This window comes from Mucilaginibacter rigui, assembly GCF_014773275.1.
GTDB lineage: Bacteria > Bacteroidota > Bacteroidia > Sphingobacteriales > Sphingobacteriaceae > Mucilaginibacter > Mucilaginibacter rigui_A.
On sequence record NZ_JACWMW010000003.1, the window covers coordinates 167404 to 184575 of the forward strand.

The window sequence follows — 17172 nt, forward strand, 5'->3', positions numbered from 1 at the left end:
TATTACCTCCACAAACCCAATATGGCCCCCATTATGGTTAATGATACAATGCTGTAACCGCCATTTATAAAAATATAACGCCAGCCTTTAAGCTCAAATAAGCTATGTGTAGCAATGGCGCCAAACGTCCATATTCCCGCCAGGAAACCGGCGGTTGCTCCCCAGGTAACATCTGTTTTGGGTTCGGCTAAAAAAGCGGCAAGGTTTGCTGCCATGATAAGGGCGAACAGGGCTGTAAAACCAAATATTTTGGCCTTGTTGCCTTTTTGAATTTCATCTGTGGTTAGTTTGCTGTCTGCCATCCAGGGGGTGCCAAATAAAGCAGGAGAGTACCAGATACCGCCAACAGCAAAGGCCGATAAGGCAGCTATAACTACAGCAGGCCAGTTAATTAATGAAGGATCCATGCAATTAGGTTTAGTTTACCTAAATGTATGCAATTAGTATTCAACTTTGCAAATGGTAAAGTGTTGATTTACTTTACAGTATAGCGTAATACATACCTGCCCAGGTTGCCGTCGGCATCAATGCCCTCAATGGTAGCGCGGTAAGTGCCTTTACTATCAGAGTTAAAATAGTCGATCGATGTGATACCTGTTTTATCTGTTTTTACTTTGGGTGCCCAGTAGATAGTGCTGCGCAAGTCGCCGCCAAAACCACCACCTTGTTTTAAAAGATCGTACTTGGGCGAATAAAACTCGCGTGCTACGCTATAACCTTGTGCATTATAAGTAAGCAGGTTGCCTTTAGGCAACATTTCCTGCAGTTGGGCGTACGTAATTTTTGATGATTCTATTTTCCGGGTGATGATAGATACAATACCGTCCGACTGATAATTTCTGTTGATATTGCTTAACCCATCTGTTTTAAAAACTTCTACGGTTTCTACATCGTTGCCGCTCATGCTGGTTAGCGTGGCAAAATCCATCGGCCTTCCGTTCACAAATACCTGTAAGGGCAGGCGGTTGCTATTAGATGCATTTTTCATAAAATACAGGTTATTGTCTTCTACCATAACCCCCAATAACATTGATGGAAGACATACCAACAGGTTATTGCAATCTTTAAAACGGGCGCCGGCTATTTGCTGATCGGCCATTACAGGTAAGCCCGAAAATATGCCATAATCTGTATGGCTTGGTTTTTTAACCAACGAGGTCGACTTAATTACAACTTCTTTTAAAATGTGTAAATTATCATATTGCCTTTTGCTGTTTGTTAGCAGAGTTTTAAAAGAACTGTCGATATCGGTAACCTCATCCTGCATGTATGGGTTTTTGGTGGCAGGTTGGTACGTATCACCAGTTACTGCTATCGTTAAATTCCTGCTGTTTGGGTTGTTACGTGCACTCAGCGTTATTTGCGATGAGTCGGGAAAGTTAAGTTTGGAGAACTTGAAATTGCCCACCATATCCGTCACCGTTTCGGCATTAAGATTTTTACCCGCTATTTGCAGGCGCAAATTACCTTTTGATATTGGCATACCTGTATTATTACGTAAGGTGCCCATCACTTCGAGGCCATCCTGCTCGGGATAAAGGTAGATCTGTGGCAGTTTATCAGTTATGATATTACGGTATGATATGCGCCGGTAACCCTGCGTAAGCATTAAAATATCAAGGTTTGCATCGACATCCGCATCCTTGCTTATAAAATAATAGTTTGGCTTTTCTATATATCCTTTTATATCAGAGGTAAGCAGCAGGTTAGAGAATATGCTTGTTTCTGCGTTCTCGTCAGACGGTACCTTTGATTCATCCACCACCGATACTGAAAATTCGCCGGCCACAGGTGCTGTACTGTTTTTTGCCAGGATTGATAGCTTAACCTTTTGCCTTACGCCGTACGCTTTCTTATCGGGTGTGAGCGTAAGGTTCATCATATCGTTATGTTTAATAAATGCTATACGTTCGCTAAGGGCAACGCCCCGTTCTGTAAAAAGCGTTAGTTGTACTATACCCGTAGGGAATTTACTTTTTGGGATAGCTGCGCTATAGCTTTGGTTCTCTAACTTAGTTTGTGCAGCAAAATATATAGCACCGCCATTTTGTGCTACCAGGTAATAAATTCGGCCCTGGTTAGCTTTAAAGTATGGGTCGTTTGCGGTTAGTTTGATATTCAGGTTATCGGGGTCATTATTGTAAACAGCAAGGCAGATACCGGCTGGTTTAATACGTGGCATATCATAAGTGGTTTTAACACCATCGGGAAAAGTGATATTGGCTTTATAGGTTTTGCCATCCTCGGGCAAAAGGGCAAAAACCCCCATTCCTAAATGTTGGGATGCAAGCTCGGCCACTACTGTGCCGGTATTATCTGTAATGGTACCTTTTATATTTAAGCCCAAACCGTTTGCCCCAATGGCTTTAAAAGCTACTTTAGAACGCACGCCAAGCGTAAGCTCCCCGCCTTCGGGGAAAAACTGTACATCGCGCTGGGCAATTGCCGCATTCAGCGGGAATTTGTTTAATGATTCTTTACGGTTGCCCAGATCAATAGATGTGGTTAGTGTAGTGTTTTTTAATGATGCGGTGGCGTTTTCGTTTAATACCACTGTTACTACACCGTTTTGATCGGTTGTGCCTTTGCCTTTGCTTATTTCATCACCGGCCGGGTTTGTTATGCTCCAGCTAACTTTTTTATTTGCCAGTTGCGGTTCGCCTGGTTGGCGGTAGGTAATGGCCGCGCTTATTTTAGGTTTGCCGCCTGCATCTGTTGTATTGTAAGTAATGTATGCATTAACATTGTTTTGTATAATGTTACCAATAGCTATGTTTTTATGATAAAAGTAATCGTTATCAAAGTTGCGCATCCACCCGGTATATGCCCTTAAGTGGTAGTTGCCTTGCTTGTAGGCCGCGGGCGAAAGGATGATATTGCCATTGGCTACCCCGTTTACCACCGGCAGTTTTATTTGTTTAACAAGCGAATCCTGATTGGTGGCAATATCTACATACACAATGTTGCTTAAGCCCGAGAGCTGGTGCTTATCAATAGTTACATAAGCCTTAAACCAAATGGTATCGCCGGCGCTGTAATAAGGCTTATCTAAATGCAGGTAAACTTTTTCAATAGGGTAGCTGTTTATATACTTTGCTGTTTTAGTAATTATGGTATTCAGGCTAATAGTATCCCTTTGTGCAAACGCAGGCGTAATTAAATAAGTGGCCAGAAACATGACCAATGCGAATTTTTTTAGGCTCATATAATATATAAAAGTAGCGTGGCTAATATAAACATTTAGCGTTATTGCATGTTAGAGGGTTTTGGTTTTAACATTTCGTTAACACTTTGCCCTCAATAAAGCAGCTGTATGTACCGTATAAACGGTTTTAAAAACAAAGTATTTTGTAATTTAACTGCTACAAAACATAACCACATGCCAACAGAAATAGAGAGAAAGTTTTTAGTAGACCATGAAAAATGGAATAGCCTGGCAAAGCCTAAAGGCAACGTGTATAAACAGGGTTATATTTTAAGTGAGGAAAAACGTACGGTTAGGATACGTGTAACACCCGATGCCGCATATATTACCCTTAAAGGTGCGTCCGCCGGAATAAGCCGCAGTGAATATGAGTACACTATACCGCTAAACGAAGGGAACGAGATACTTGAAAACTTTGCCACATCAGCTGTGGAAAAAACAAGGTATAATATTAATTATGCAGGCCATATATGGGAGGTTGATGTTTTTGCGGGCGACAATAAGGGGCTTATAGTTGCCGAGATTGAACTTGAGAGCGAAAACGAGCCGTTTGAAAAACCCGAATGGGTTGGGGCAGAGGTAAGCCACGACAACCGATATACTAACGCAAGCCTATCGGTAAAGCCATATAAGGACTGGGATTGAACCGGAAAGTTAGCGCATAAAAAAACCTGCCTCTGTGAAGCAGGTTTTTTTATTGGATGAAAATATTATTTACCAGCCAGAACCTTTTTTTGCATTACCTGCTTTAATATGCTCTTCTGCTGTGGCTTTGCCCATGATAGCAGCCATTTTGTTACCTTCTGCATCTTTACCTGTTGCAATATATCTGCCAGATTTGATGTCGATAACTGGATCAATCATTGGAACATTTTTAGTTTTTGTTTTTACTGAATACGCGGTGATTCCTGAAGCTGCCATGTTTAGTTTTTTTAAGTTTTTTAATTGTAACTGGATTAATAATTTTTTTGTTTTTATTACTTGTTAACTTGTTTTAGCAAGCTAACAGGCAATGTTTTTAATATTGAAGGCAATATATGTATTTATACTTAACTAACAAATTATAGAAATGTTCATTTTTTTGCACATATTAACGAATAAATGGCCGAAACGAGGAATTTGCCGTTGTAATAGAAGTTCTGTTTAAAGTAACCCTCTCTTACAAAGCCCGTTTTCTGTGGCAAGGGTATGGATGCCTGTTTACGTTGGCTGCTATAGAATGTAGCTTAATTTCATTGAAAGCATACCGTGTAACTTTAGTCATAAGGCCTTTGCCCTGGTAGGCGGGTATCAACATATAAGCAATCTCTGCGCGATATATTCGGGCTGCACTTGCCAAAAGCTATGTTGCCAATTAGTGTATCTGCGCTATGCAGGGTAGTACAATTGCATACCTTTATATATAAGGTGTAAAACAATGTATATATAATAAGGTATCGAACTTTTTTAGAACTGCGGCGTTTAACCATCAAACAATAAATTTTTAACATGAAACTATACACTATATTAAGCATGTGCGCGCTGGCCCTGGCCTCGTGTACAGGTAACGGAAACAAGGCGACAGATACCACTAAAGCTGCAGGCGACGACACCACAAAAGAGGCTACACTGAACGCACCTGCCCAAAACATGGAATACTGTTTTTTACGTACCGAGGGTACAAGCAACCAGGATACCACAGCGGTACATTTAGTTGTTAACGCTAATAAGGTAACCGGCGAAATGAAATGGCTGCCAAAAGAAAAGGATGCACGCAAGGGTACCTTAGAAGGTACAATGAGTGGTAACGATATTAAAGCGGTGTGGACGTTTATGCAGGAAGGGGCTAAAGATACAATGGCTGTTGCTTTTCAGTTATCATCGCAGCAGTTGGGCCAAAAACCATTTAAGGTTACTAAGAACGGCCGCCAGGAAACTGATGGTGCTGCAGGCTATACTATAATGTACAAGCTTGATAATTGCAGTGCGTTTAAAACTGTTGCTAAACCTGCTTTGTAATTTATACAAATAATTAAATTTAAACACCTTTAGTGTGATGCCTCGTTTTAATAACGGGGCATTTTTTTAGTATATATTGATGCCGAAGCTGATGTGAAATTAGTCGGCAGTAGCGATGTCGGATTTTGGTGCAGCAGTATTCTTAACAGAAGTGGTAATGGCATCTTGTTGAAGTTTCGTATCTGCTGCTTTGTTGGTATTGCCGGTAGTAAGCGAAAACGCGGTAACTGCCGATGTTAATACTAAGGCTGCTATGATGATTATCTTTTTCATATGGTTTATCCTGTTGGATGGTCTTGAATACTTAATTAGTCGGCAGTAGCAATGTCGGATTTTGGTGCAGCAGTATTCTTAACAGAAGTTGTTATGGCATCTTGTTGAAGCTTGGTATCAGCTGCTTTGCTGGTGGTGCTTGTAGTAAGCGAAAATGCAGTTACTGCCGATGTTAATACTAATGCTGCTATGATAATTATCTTTTTCATGATTGTTTTTTGTTGATGTGTTTGGTGTTGTGATGTTACTTAGTCGGCAGTTCCTACGTCTTTTTTGTTATCTGCGGTACCCACATCTTTTTTGTTTTTAGCATCAGCGGTGCCTACGTCTTTTTTGTTATCAGCGGTGCCTACGTCTTTTTTGTTTGAGAAAGCCTGAGCGTTAACTGTTGATAAAGCGCCTGTGCTGAAAATGATTGCTGCTGCTATGATGAATTTTTTCATGATCTGTATTATTTGTGTGGTTATATATTTATTTGATGTTTAATTATTGTATTGTGATATTACTTAGTCAGCAGTGCCTACGTCTTTTTTGTTATCTGCGGTACCCACATCTTTTTTATTTTTAGCATCAGCAGTTCCTACGTCTTTTTTGTTATCAGCGGTACCCACATCTTTCTTGTTATCGGCAGTGCCTACGTCTTTTTTGTTTGAGAAAGCCTGAGCGTTAACTGTTGATAAAGCGCCTGTGCTGAAAATGATTGCTGCTGCTATGATGAATTTTTTCATGATCTTTATTTATGTGTTGTGGTTATTTTTATACGGTGTGTTAATTGTTGTTTGTGTTGTTTATTACTTAGTCAGCAGTGCCTACGTCTTTTTTGTTATCGGCAGTACCCACATCTTTTTTGTTTTTAGCATCAGCGGTGCCTACGTCTTTTTTGTTATCTGCAGTACCTACGTCTTTTTTGTTATCTGCAGTACCAACATCTTTTTTGTTATCGGCAGTGCCTACGTCTTTTTTGTTTGAGAAAGCCTGAGCGTTAACTGTTGATAAAGCGCCTGTGCTGAAAATGATTGCTGCTGCTATGATGAATTTTTTCATGATCTGTATTGCTTGTGTGGTTATATATTTATTTAATGTTTTAGTTATTGTGATGTTACTTAGTCAGCAGTACCTACGTCTTTTTTGTTATCGGCAGTACCCACATCTTTTTTGTTTTTAGCATCAGCGGTGCCTACGTCTTTTTTGTTATCAGCGGTGCCAACATCTTTTTTATTATCGGCAGTGCCTACGTCTTTTTTGTTTGAAAAAGCCTGAGCGTTAACTGTTGATAAAGCGCCTGTGCTGAAAATGATTGCTGCTGCTATGATGAATTTTTTCATGATCTGTATTTTATGTGTTGTGGTTATTTTATATGGTGTGTTAATTGTTGTCTGTGTTGTTTATTACTTAGTCAGCAGTACCTACGTCTTTTTTGTTATCTGCAGTACCCACATCTTTTTTGTTTTTAGCATCAGCGGTGCCTACGTCTTTTTTGTTATCAGCGGTACCAACATCCTTTTTGTTATCGGCAGTGCCTACGTCTTTTTTGTTTGCAGTTGCTGTATGGTTAATTGTTGCTGCTGATAAAGCGCCTGTGCTGAAAATGATTGCTGCTGCTATGATGAATTTTTTCATGATCTGTATTATTTGTGTGGTTATATATTTATTTGATGTTTTAGTTATTGTATTGTGATGCTGACTTAGTCAGCAGTGCCTACGTCTTTTTTATTGCTGATTGTGCTTTTTTCGATAGTTGCGGTGGGCGCTACACTTTTTTCTTTAGTGCATGATGTTAAAATGCCTGTACTTGCTATTAGTAATGCTGCTGCTATGATTGATTTTTTCATGATCGTTTTTTTTGGTATTGTGTTATTGATTTTTATGAACAAGGATAATTAGTCGGCTGTACCAATATCTTTTTTAAACGTTGCCAGGCCAGGTTCAAAAGTGGCAGCAGGTTTTACGGTTACCTGTTTGGTAAATGATGGTAAAACTGCTGTTGTAAGGATTAGTGCTGCTGCTATGATTATCTTTTTCATGATTATTATTTTAATAGTTAGGGGTATTGTTGTTATATGATTAATTAATCGGCTGTGCCAATATCTTTTTTGAACGGCATGGTATTGTTTTGCTCAATAGGCATGGTTGGTTTTACGGTTACCTGTTTTGTGAATGATGGTAAGATTCCGCTTGTTAAGATCAGTGCCGCTACGATGATTAACTTTTTCATATCCTGTTATTTAAATGTTCTTTTTACTTTTTATTGATTGATTAGTCTGCTGTTCCAATATCTTTTCTGACACCGGTGGTTGCTTTTAAGAAAATATCCATTGTAATGCGTACGCCATTTTGCTTAACGCATGAGGATAACAACAATCCGCCGAATAATATTAAGTACGCAAACAGGGCCTTTTTCATATCAATTTATCTTGTTCAAATTCTCTATTTTATTTAACTTGTAAGCACATATTAAGTATTCGTCCATTAGTAATAGTTTAACGTTTTTATTGTAACTATTGGTTAATAATAGTTGCATAAAATTGAGCTATTCCCCTAAAGGCAATATATGTTAATAACTGTGTAACTTATTAACAATCAGTAAATTAACAACACAAATATAAATATGTTTTTTAATTATCAAGCAATAACGGAAAAAAAAATTCATTACGGTTTTTGTTTAATTTAACTTGATAAAGTATTGTTCGTAATTATTTTATAACTTTCACCATAATATAACGTATAGAGCCTAAATGAATAAAATTTTTACTCTTCTGGTTTTGTTTTTTGTTTGTAGTACTGTATACGCGAAGGGTAATGTTGATGTTGCTGCACAGGACACCAGCGAGGTGATAAAATTGAACAAGCAGGCGCTTGATAACCGTTTTACCAGCCCCGATCAAACCGTTAGTTTGGCTGCCAAAGCCCTTGCCATTGCAGAAAAAATAGGGTATGATAAAGGTATTGGTGAAGCTTACCGTGTAAAAGGTATTGGTAATTACTACTTAAACCAGGCAAGTGCGGCTATTCATGATTATTTACAGGCACTTGCAGTGTTTTCTAAGATCAAGGATCTGCGCAGCGAAGCAAGTGTTTACAACAACATTGGTAATTTATACCTGGATAATAATTACGCAAGTTCTTTAGAGTATTTGAACAAAGCATTGGCTATTGCCCAAAAATTGAACGATACACAGCTAATCGGTAAATCGTATTTAAATATAGGTAACGTTTATTATCGTAAAAAGAGCTTTAATCAGGCTTTGAGTTATTACGATAAAGGCAATGAAATTTTCCAGTCTATTAAAGATACGGTTAATATTATACAGTCATTACAAAACAGGGGGGTAATTTATTTTAACCTGAATGATTATGCAAAAGCCGAGCAACTACTTTTAGCTGCAAATAAAGCCGCTAAAGAAAAGGACCTAAACAAGCCGGTGGCCAGTACAAACCTTACACTGGCGTCGTTATATATAGCGCAGGGGAGATTTGAGGATGCTGATAAGTTTGTACAGGAAGGGTTGGTGTACTCTAAAGCGGTGAAGGATGAAAAACTGGAATCTGATTATAACTACACCATTTACCAGTTAGAGGCAAAACAGAAACATTACGAAAAAGCATTGTCCTATCTGCAAACAATATTCAGGCAGGACAGTACCATTTATGCATCTAACGAGTCTACGCAGATAAACATGCTGCAGGAGCAGTTTAAGCAGCAAGCCAAGCAGCGCGAAAACGAACTTACCATACAGCGCCAGCAAAACGATCGTATTAAATTTTGGGCCGTTACAGTAGTAGCCGGCCTTTTGCTTGTTGTTATAGCCTTATTAATAAGCAATGTTAAGCGTAAAACGGTAACCAACCTAAAATTAACCGACCTCAACGAGGAGGTGTCCAGGCAAAAAGATAACCTGGATAGAGTGAACCATCATCTTGAGGAAATTATTGACGAACGCACCAAAGATCTCCAGACAAAAAATAAAAAACTATCCGAATACTCATCCTATCTTTCCCATCAAATACGGGGCCCGATAGCCACATTGCGCGGGTTAATGAACCTTGAGAAGGAAGGCCTTGTTGATGAAAAAGAATGTATTAATATGATGGATAAATGCGTATCTGATATCGATCAGAAGATTATTGAAATGAGCGAAATGCTTAACGATACCAGCAAAAACGTATTTTAGGTTTTAATAGCAGCTAAATTAAGCAGGGTAGCTGCTGTGTATGGTTGCCTCAAGCAAACCTAAATAAACACAATACCTCGATATCATTTGTAATATAAGCAGTTGCCTGTGTTTTTTATATCCCTCGGTTTCAAATGCCAGGGTTTCGTTACCGGCAGTAACAAAAAAACGTACCTCGCCTTCGCGTTGTTTCAAGCTCGACCTGAACAGGTTAAATGCTTTTACTTTTAATTTACTGCGCCTGTCATGTATAGTATCCACTTTTAAATGGTCGGCGTTTGAAATTGATATCAGGTAGTTAGACATAGCTGTTTATGTTGTATACCCGATTATTGCAATTTTAAAACCAAATGAGCATTTAACGTCTAATTAGGTCTTTTAAAAACACAAAACGGCAATAAATTAATTTATATTTTCATTTTGCTTAATTAATTAAGGGTGACTTAAAATAATTAAGTAAAAGTGAATAAAAATCAAAGTTATTACCGTAGTAAAAAAAGCTAACTGTTGTATTTAATGAACAGTAATGATGATAATAATTACATTGCCACGTTGTTTTTGCTCAGTAATTCTTCATAAAGCAGTATTACCTTACGTTGTAAGTTGGTTATCTCAACCTCTCTGTCGGTAAGTTTTTTCTGAACAATGCTTAAGCTCAGGTCCTGAGTGCTTGGCTCTTCAGTATATTCAAGCGAAAGCAGGTTAACAACACTTACTTCAAAAATGTTAGCAATTTGCTCTAATCTCGATAGATTAATATCGGTAACACCTGTCTCAATTTTTGAGAAGGCAGGGATAGAAATACCTAAGCGGTTTGCCACATCTTCCTGGCTCCAGCCACGTTCGTGGCGAAGTGTGCGTATATTTTTACCTGCCGATTTATTGGTCTTCTTTTTTATGGTCTCGCTCATCATGTACATAATAGTTAATTAAAAGGGATAAAGGGTATTAACTATTAACCAAACTCAGTGCCATATATTAAATATGCGTATTTACGCGTAATTAACGGATAGTTAATGTTTGCCTCAACAAAATTGTGGAATATGTTCTACATATTATGGGAATAATATTTACTCCACCCCACTTATTATACTCAGTTTTGCAAACTTTAACAGCAATTGTTTTTGCCCTATTTCTTTAAAGAATATAGTTGCCTTAATATCAGGCTTATTGCCTTCCAGCGTAAGTACTTTACCAAATCCAAAACGTTCATGCTCCACCTGCATACCCACCTGTAAGTTTGAGGTATCGGAGGGTTTAAAATCTGGCGATGGTACGTGTGCTTTGGCCAGTATTGATGTTGTTTTAACTGGCGGGGTGGTTGCAGCTTTTGGTTTTGAGTAGGTGTCGTTTTTACGGGTCCAGGCGGTACGTTCATTCTCGTATGATGATGAACCGGCAGATGATGCCGGCTTGGCTGTAAAGTCAAGCTCCAGGTATTTGGCGTCTATTTCATCTATAAAGCGGCTCGGTTCGCAACTTATCAGTGTGCCAAATTTAAAACGCGATGTGGCGTAACTGATAGTTAACTTATACTCAGCACGGGTAATGGCCACGTAGAACAGGCGGCGCTCTTCTTCCAGGTCGCTGCGCGAGTTTAGCGACATTTGCGACGGGAACAGGTTCTCTTCTAACCCCACAATATGTACATGCGGAAACTCAAGGCCCTTTGAGGAGTGGATGGTCATTAACGATACGGTATCGGCATCTTTGTCTTTATCCTTGTCATCGTTTGTTAATAAGGCTATATCCTGCATAAATACATCAAGGCCCTTTTCCTCAATATCTTCCCGTTCCGAAAACTCTTTGATACCGTTTAAAAGTTCCTGGATGTTCTCGTAGCGGTTAAGCCCCTCAACAGATTTATCCTCGTAAAGATCTTTAAGCAATCCCGAATGTTTGGCTATATGCAGCGCCGCTTCATAGGCGCTTTGGTTTTTGGTGATCACCTGGAAGCTTTGTATCATGGTTGCGAAGGCATTTAATGATGCCGGTGCTTTCTCAATATACCGGTTAGCCTCCAGTACCACATCAAATGGGGTAAGGCCGTTTTTATCAGCAGCAACAATTATCCTGTCAACCGTGGTATCACCAATGCCGCGTTTTGGGTAGTTTATAACCCGTTTAAGAGCTTCCTCATCGCTTGGGTTAAAGGTAAGCCTGAAATAGGCTATCAGGTCCTTGATCTCTTTACGTTGATAAAAAGATAAGCCCCCGTAAATTTTATACGGGATGCCGTTTTTGCGTAAAGCCTCCTCCATAGAGCGCGACTGCGCATTGGTCCGGTAAAGAATGGCAAAATCATGCCAGTTAAGGCCGTTTGTACTACGTTGAAACATAATGGCATCAGCCACCTGTTTGCCTTCTTCATTATCGCTAAAGGCGCGCATTATTTTTATTTTATCGCCGGTTTCCTTCTCAGAAAAAACATGCTTTTTAAGCTGCTCTTTATTATTGGCAATGATGCTGTTGGCAACATTCACAATGTTTTGGGTAGAGCGGTAGTTCTGCTCCAGCTTAAATACCTTAAGGTCGGGGTAATCCTTCTCAAAGTTCAGGATGTTCTGGATATTGGCACCACGGAACGCGTAGATACTCTGCGCGTCATCTCCCACCACACAAAGGTTTTCGCTAACGGCGGCAAGCGTTTTTACAATTTTATATTGCGAGTGGTTGGTATCCTGGTACTCATCCACCATAATATATTTAAACTTGTGCTGATACTTATTGCGTACATCCGGGTGGTCGCGCAGTAACTCATTGGTTTTGAAGAGCAGATCATCAAAATCCATAGCCCCGGCGCGATAGCAGCGCTGCGCATAAGTCTCGTATATTTTACCAAGTAAAGGTCGTTTGGATGAATCATCGTCGGCCTGTATTTGTGGGTTGTTCTGGTACTCGGCAGGGGTAAGCAAACTGCTTTTTGCTGCCGAAATGCGGTTTAATACCGAGTTTACGCTATAAAGCTTATCATCCAGCTGCATTTCCTTCAATATAGCCCTCAGCACACTTTTGCTATCGTCGGTATCGTAAATGGTGAAGTTGCTTGGGTAGCCAATTTTGTTGGCCTCTACACGTAAAATTTTTGCAAAAACCGAGTGGAAGGTACCCATCCAGATGTTTTTAGCCTCGGGGCCAACCATTTGGGTTATACGTTCGCGCATCTCCTTTGCGGCCTTGTTGGTAAACGTAAGTACCAGTATATTAAAGCTATCCACACCTTTGCGTATAAGGTGTGCAACCCTAAAGGTAATAACCCTTGTTTTGCCCGAACCCGCGCCGGCAATGATCATTACCGGGCCATTAATTTGTTCTACAGCTGCCTTTTGTTCGGGGTTTAACCCTGCTAAATAATCCAAATCCTGTTCCTCTTTTCTTAGTACCGCGAAATTAGTTATTTGAGCGGGAAAGCTAAATAAATTGGCACGCCAATTTTTCCACTTGCCAGGTTTTGTTAACTATTGGCAGATAATCGCTTGTTTATCGCCTGGTAAATTATCCAACCAAAAGGTAGCAGCCAGATCATATCGTTCCAAACATTCACCCAGAAAAATGAGGGTGCCAGCTTGCCCAGCCAAATGTAATACACCGAACCGATTGGCCCCAGCACCTTGCCAATAAAGCCAACCAGTATCAGCGGCCAGTAGGCCATAGGGTCTTTCGACGCGAAGTAATATGCAATGCCATAAACCCCAACCAGCATACCCACGCAACGCAAAATAATCAGCAGGAAATCGGTTGGCGGGTTGCCGAACAGGATGATCTGCGGATAGGCAGAGATCACTATCCCCCAGAAAATATTGTAAATAGCCGCCAGTAACATGATGGTTTTGGCGGTTTTAAGTTTGGTTGACATAAGTGGCTAAAGATAAATAATAATAGTTTGGCTAGCACGTTGCGATATGTTTAACCACAGAGGATACGGAGAAAAGCACAAAGGACACAGAGCTGTAATATTAAATTTAGAGAAAGATAATATAAGCAATTAGAATCTCTGTGTTCTTTGTGCCTGTACGCGCTGCAAATCTCTGTGCTCTTTGTGGGTTAAAACAAACTTTCCCATTTGCACATCCTTAAAACAATTCTCAATTTAGCCCTTTCTACAATAATACATCCGCCCCATGAACAAACTCGCCAACTCTACCTCGCCATATTTACTGCAGCATGCAAACAACCCGGTTAACTGGTACCCCTGGGGGCCGGAAGCCCTGCAAAAAGCAAAAGACGAGAATAAACTGATCCTGGTGAGTATTGGCTACTCGGCCTGCCACTGGTGCCACGTAATGGAACATGAGAGCTTTGAGGATGAAGCCGTGGCCGCCGTAATGAACGAGTATTTTGTATGCATTAAGGTAGATAGGGAAGAACGCCCCGATGTAGACCAGATTTACATGAGCGCCATACAACTGATGAGTGGCCGTGGTGGCTGGCCCTTAAACTGTATTTGCCTGCCCGATCAGCGGCCTATTTACGGCGGCACTTATTTCCGTAAAAACGACTGGACAAGCCTGTTGTTTAACCTGGCCGATTTCTACAAAACCAAACCCGAGGAAGCCGAAGATTATGCCGCGCGCTTAACCGAAGGCATCAAACAATATGAATCGGTAGCGTTTGTGGCCGAGCAACCCGAATACACCAAAGCCGACCTGGAAACCATCCTGACCACGTGGCGCCGGTACATCGACCCGGTTGAAGGTGGTTTTGGCGGCGCACCAAAATTCCCGATGCCGAATAATTCGTTGTTTTTGATGCGGTACGCGCATTTGATGAAGGATAATGCCCTTGCCGAAAATGTAAAACTAACGTTAAAGAAAATGGCTTTCGGAGGTATTTACGATCATATTGGCGGTGGCTTTGCCCGCTATGCGGTTGATGGTGTTTGGCATGTGCCCCACTTCGAGAAAATGCTTTATGATAACGCGCAGTTGCTTGGCCTATACGCCGAAGCCCATACCTGGGATGCTGACCCGCTTTATAAAACTATTGCCGATGAGATAGTAACTTTTGTAAGCAGGGAATTAACATCGCCCGAGAATGGCTTTTACTCGGCGCTGGATGCGGATAGTGAGGGAAAGGAGGGTAAATTCTACATATTTACCAAGGCCGAAATTGAAGAAATTTTAGGTGATGATGCCGACCTGTTTAATATCTATTACCATGTTACCGAAGACGGCAATTGGGAGGAGGAGCATTCTAATGTTTTCTTCCGCCGCGAAGAAGATGCCGAACTGGCAGAGAAATTAGGCCTAACCGTTGATGAACTGACAAGCACGATAAATGTATCCCGCAAAAAAGTTTTGGATGCCCGCAGCAAACGCGTACGCCCGGGGCTCGATAATAAAATATTAGCATCATGGAACGGTTTAATGCTGAAAGGCCTTTGTGAAGCGTACCGCGCTTTTAACAACCCGGAATATTTACAACTGGCCCTGAAAAACGCGGAGTTTATAACCGCGAACCTGTTAACCGGTGCAAAACTTTCAAGGGTTTATAAAAAAGACGGGAAGACTGATGTAGCCACATTCTTAGATGATTACGCGAACGTTACCGATGGCTTCATCGCCCTGTATGAAGTTACGTTTAATGAGGAATGGCTGATACAAGCCCAAAAATTGGCAGACTACGCCCTTGCCCATTATTATGATAAAGATGGCGGCGTGTTCTTCTACACGGCCGATAATGACGAGATGCTCATTGCCCGGAAATCTGAAATGATGGATGGGGTTATACCTGCATCAAATTCGGTTATGGCGCGTAACTTAAAAAAGTTAGGCCTGTTTTTTGATAATGAAGCTTATTTGGAGGTTTCTGCACAATTGTTACGAAATATTATGCCGCACCTTGCCAGGTACAGCACGGCTTATTCAAACTGGACCATACTGCTGCTGGATGAGGTTTTTGGCATCTATGAGGTAGCCATTACAGGTAATAATGCTGAAACAAAGCGAATTGAAATAGAACAAAATTACATTCCTAATAAAATTATGTTGGGAGGTAATGATGGAAGTTTACCTTTGCTGGCAGAAAAGTTTAACAACGATACACGCATCTTTGTATGCAGGGATAAAACCTGTGGTTTACCGGCATACAATGTGGCAGATGCACTAAAACAAATAAATAACTAATTCCTTAATATAAATAACAGGTATTGAGATAACCCGGTTAAAACAGGGAAGGAGTTCCGATATCTTAAAAAACAATCATCAGATGAAAATTCAACCACAACACGTAGTGTCATTAACGTACGACCTGTATGTTAAAAAAGAAGACGGAACCGAAGGCTTACAAGAAAGCGCAACACAAGAGCAGCCGCTAACCTTTTTATTTGGTGCAGGGCAAATGATCCCGAAATTTGAAGAGGAATTAAGCACGCTTTCAACCGGCGATACCTATGATTTCCGTATAACGGCAGCAGAAGGTTACGGCGAATTTGACGAGGAAGCCGTGGCTAACCTGCCCTTAGAAATGTTCCAGGGAACAGAAGTACCGCAAATTGGCGAGGTTTTGCCTTTGCAGGATAACAACGGTAACCGTTTCCAGGGCCAGGTTGTATCTGTTACTGCCGATTCTGTAATTGTTGACCTTAACCACCCAATGGCAGGCCAGGAGCTACACTTTAAAGGCGAGATATTGAACGTGCGCCCCGCCACACCAGAGGAGCTTTCGCACGGCCACGCGCATGGCCCTGATGGTCACCACGCACACTAATTTATAACAAAAATATGTGTAAGAAGGCGCGAAGTATTGCGTCTATACATACAAAAAAGAGACGCGATACTTCACGTCTCTTTTTTGTTTATAGCCTTTTATTCAAAAGCCAGGTGCCCGGCATTGGTTACAACGCATTGTATAATTATACGGCAGGCAATAGGCTCTCCGTTTAATGTAGCGGGGATAAACACCAGATCGGCCGGGTCGGGCAGTTTAATATTCATGTTTATTGTTCTAAAGGGCTGGCCCGAGTCGCCGTCTATCACTGTAACTTTATAATCAGCCAGCCTGCCGCCGGGGCTTACCAACAATTCAACCCTTGCAGCAAGTGCATTTCGGTTTATGTAAGCATATTCTTTTGGCAGGGTGAACAGGTTTAAGTAGGGTAGGTAACCATAGTACCTTCCCCCCACTTTAATGGGCTTTGTAACCTTATCGCCTTCTTTCAAAAACTTGTCTGCTAAATATCGCAAATGAGATGTCGTATCTTCCGGCGCCTCATAAAATAGTCGCCCGGTTGAGTAATCGTAAGTTTGCATTACTGTGCCTTTGGGGTCGTAAAACTTCCATAAACTCACTTTTTTATCGTTTTCATAGTTGCCAATGGCAACAACATGATCTTTTTTATAAACCGCCCTGAATAGCCCCTGCCTTATGTTTACATCTTTTGCCAGTACCTTAAAAATCTCTGTTACGTTACCGGCTAATTTTCGTTTTACTTCAAGAGTATCCTGGGCAAAACAATGGCTTGTAAAAAATAGTGCAGTTAGTATTAACAGGTAACGTTTTAACATAGTATATGGTAGTAAAAGT

General features: G+C 40.7%; 24 protein-coding genes. 5 read left to right on the forward strand and 19 right to left on the reverse strand.

Annotated features, from left to right (window positions below; all coding sequences use genetic code 11):
* Positions 1-2: 2 nt before the first annotated feature.
* Complete coding sequence (locus IDJ75_RS14165) at positions 3-407, reverse strand: DUF1761 domain-containing protein (RefSeq protein WP_191176288.1); 405 nt, start codon at positions 405-407, stop codon at positions 3-5.
* Positions 408-475: 68 nt separating this feature from the next.
* Positions 476-3205, reverse strand: coding sequence for a carboxypeptidase regulatory-like domain-containing protein (locus tag IDJ75_RS14170; protein ID WP_191176289.1), 2730 nt, complete (start codon positions 3203-3205; stop codon positions 476-478).
* Positions 3206-3379: 174 nt separating this feature from the next.
* Between IDJ75_RS14170 and IDJ75_RS14175 the strand changes: the two genes are divergently transcribed.
* Positions 3380-3850 carry a CYTH domain-containing protein gene (locus tag IDJ75_RS14175; protein ID WP_191176290.1) on the forward strand — a complete coding sequence of 157 codons (471 nt, stop codon included), beginning with the start codon at positions 3380-3382 and terminating at the stop codon, positions 3848-3850.
* A gap of 69 nt (positions 3851-3919) precedes the next feature.
* On the opposite strand, the gene IDJ75_RS14180 is transcribed toward IDJ75_RS14175, so the two are convergent.
* On the reverse strand, positions 3920-4126 hold the full coding sequence (locus IDJ75_RS14180; protein ID WP_067062306.1) for a hypothetical protein: 207 nt from the start codon (positions 4124-4126) through the stop codon (positions 3920-3922).
* A 567-nt stretch (positions 4127-4693) separates the two neighbouring features.
* On the opposite strand from IDJ75_RS14180, the gene IDJ75_RS14185 reads away from it, so the two are divergent.
* Positions 4694-5203, forward strand: coding sequence for a hypothetical protein (locus tag IDJ75_RS14185; RefSeq protein ID WP_191176291.1), 510 nt, complete (start codon positions 4694-4696; stop codon positions 5201-5203).
* A 99-nt stretch (positions 5204-5302) separates the two neighbouring features.
* On the opposite strand, the gene IDJ75_RS14190 is transcribed toward IDJ75_RS14185, so the two are convergent.
* From IDJ75_RS14190 to IDJ75_RS14240, 11 genes are all read right to left on the reverse strand, one after another.
* Entirely contained in the window at positions 5303-5476 is a 174-nt protein-coding gene (locus tag IDJ75_RS14190) for a hypothetical protein (RefSeq protein WP_191176292.1), read from the reverse strand.
* A gap of 35 nt (positions 5477-5511) precedes the next feature.
* The gene (locus IDJ75_RS14195; protein WP_191176293.1) at positions 5512-5685 is read right to left on the reverse strand and encodes a hypothetical protein; all 174 of its coding nucleotides are present in this window, start codon (positions 5683-5685) and stop codon (positions 5512-5514) included.
* A 39-nt stretch (positions 5686-5724) separates the two neighbouring features.
* Positions 5725-5919, reverse strand: a complete 195-nt coding sequence (locus IDJ75_RS14200; protein WP_191176294.1) for a hypothetical protein — start codon at positions 5917-5919, stop codon at positions 5725-5727.
* 63 nt (positions 5920-5982) lie between these two features.
* A complete protein-coding gene (locus tag IDJ75_RS14205) occupies positions 5983-6204 on the reverse strand; it encodes a hypothetical protein (protein WP_191176295.1) in 222 nt (73 codons plus the stop codon).
* A 67-nt stretch (positions 6205-6271) separates the two neighbouring features.
* Positions 6272-6520: a hypothetical protein gene (locus IDJ75_RS14210; RefSeq protein WP_191176296.1), complete on the reverse strand. Its 249-nt coding sequence runs from the start codon at positions 6518-6520 to the stop codon at positions 6272-6274.
* Between the two features lie 59 nt (positions 6521-6579).
* Positions 6580-6801 (reverse strand): hypothetical protein, encoded by a 222-nt coding sequence (locus IDJ75_RS14215; protein WP_191176295.1) that lies wholly within the window; start codon positions 6799-6801, stop codon positions 6580-6582.
* A gap of 67 nt (positions 6802-6868) precedes the next feature.
* A complete protein-coding gene (locus IDJ75_RS14220; protein WP_191176297.1) occupies positions 6869-7096 on the reverse strand; it encodes a hypothetical protein in 228 nt (75 codons plus the stop codon).
* Positions 7097-7161: 65 nt separating this feature from the next.
* Entirely contained in the window at positions 7162-7308 is a 147-nt protein-coding gene (locus IDJ75_RS14225; protein ID WP_191176298.1) for a hypothetical protein, read from the reverse strand.
* Positions 7309-7356: 48 nt separating this feature from the next.
* The gene (locus IDJ75_RS14230) at positions 7357-7500 is read right to left on the reverse strand and encodes a hypothetical protein (protein WP_191176299.1); all 144 of its coding nucleotides are present in this window, start codon (positions 7498-7500) and stop codon (positions 7357-7359) included.
* Positions 7501-7544: 44 nt separating this feature from the next.
* Positions 7545-7691, reverse strand: coding sequence for a hypothetical protein (locus IDJ75_RS14235; RefSeq protein WP_191176300.1), 147 nt, complete (start codon positions 7689-7691; stop codon positions 7545-7547).
* Between the two features lie 41 nt (positions 7692-7732).
* A complete protein-coding gene (locus IDJ75_RS14240) occupies positions 7733-7879 on the reverse strand; it encodes a hypothetical protein (RefSeq protein WP_191176301.1) in 147 nt (48 codons plus the stop codon).
* Positions 7880-8211: 332 nt separating this feature from the next.
* Here IDJ75_RS14240 and IDJ75_RS14245 point away from each other — a divergent pair, with 332 nt between their 5' ends.
* Positions 8212-9648 carry a tetratricopeptide repeat protein gene (locus tag IDJ75_RS14245; protein WP_191176302.1) on the forward strand — a complete coding sequence of 479 codons (1437 nt, stop codon included), beginning with the start codon at positions 8212-8214 and terminating at the stop codon, positions 9646-9648.
* Between the two features lie 18 nt (positions 9649-9666).
* Here IDJ75_RS14245 and IDJ75_RS14250 read toward each other — a convergent pair whose 3' ends face one another.
* From IDJ75_RS14250 to IDJ75_RS14265, 4 genes are all read right to left on the reverse strand, one after another.
* Positions 9667-9954, reverse strand: coding sequence for a hypothetical protein (locus tag IDJ75_RS14250; RefSeq protein WP_191176303.1), 288 nt, complete (start codon positions 9952-9954; stop codon positions 9667-9669).
* A 233-nt stretch (positions 9955-10187) separates the two neighbouring features.
* Positions 10188-10562 carry a helix-turn-helix domain-containing protein gene (locus tag IDJ75_RS14255; RefSeq protein ID WP_224746607.1) on the reverse strand — a complete coding sequence of 125 codons (375 nt, stop codon included), beginning with the start codon at positions 10560-10562 and terminating at the stop codon, positions 10188-10190.
* Positions 10563-10718: 156 nt separating this feature from the next.
* Positions 10719-13007, reverse strand: a complete 2289-nt coding sequence (locus tag IDJ75_RS14260) for an ATP-dependent helicase (RefSeq protein WP_191176304.1) — start codon at positions 13005-13007, stop codon at positions 10719-10721.
* A 95-nt stretch (positions 13008-13102) separates the two neighbouring features.
* A complete protein-coding gene (locus IDJ75_RS14265; RefSeq protein ID WP_224746608.1) occupies positions 13103-13504 on the reverse strand; it encodes a hypothetical protein in 402 nt (133 codons plus the stop codon).
* Positions 13505-13769: 265 nt separating this feature from the next.
* Between IDJ75_RS14265 and IDJ75_RS14270 the strand changes: the two genes are divergently transcribed.
* Together IDJ75_RS14270 and IDJ75_RS14275 are read left to right on the forward strand one after the other, a co-directional pair.
* On the forward strand, positions 13770-15773 hold the full coding sequence (locus IDJ75_RS14270; protein WP_191176305.1) for a thioredoxin domain-containing protein: 2004 nt from the start codon (positions 13770-13772) through the stop codon (positions 15771-15773).
* Between the two features lie 82 nt (positions 15774-15855).
* Positions 15856-16356 (forward strand): FKBP-type peptidyl-prolyl cis-trans isomerase, encoded by a 501-nt coding sequence (locus tag IDJ75_RS14275; RefSeq protein WP_191176306.1) that lies wholly within the window; start codon positions 15856-15858, stop codon positions 16354-16356.
* A gap of 98 nt (positions 16357-16454) precedes the next feature.
* On the opposite strand, the gene IDJ75_RS14280 is transcribed toward IDJ75_RS14275, so the two are convergent.
* Positions 16455-17153, reverse strand: a complete 699-nt coding sequence (locus IDJ75_RS14280) for a toxin-antitoxin system YwqK family antitoxin (RefSeq protein ID WP_191176307.1) — start codon at positions 17151-17153, stop codon at positions 16455-16457.
* Between the last annotated feature and the right edge of the window lie 19 nt (positions 17154-17172).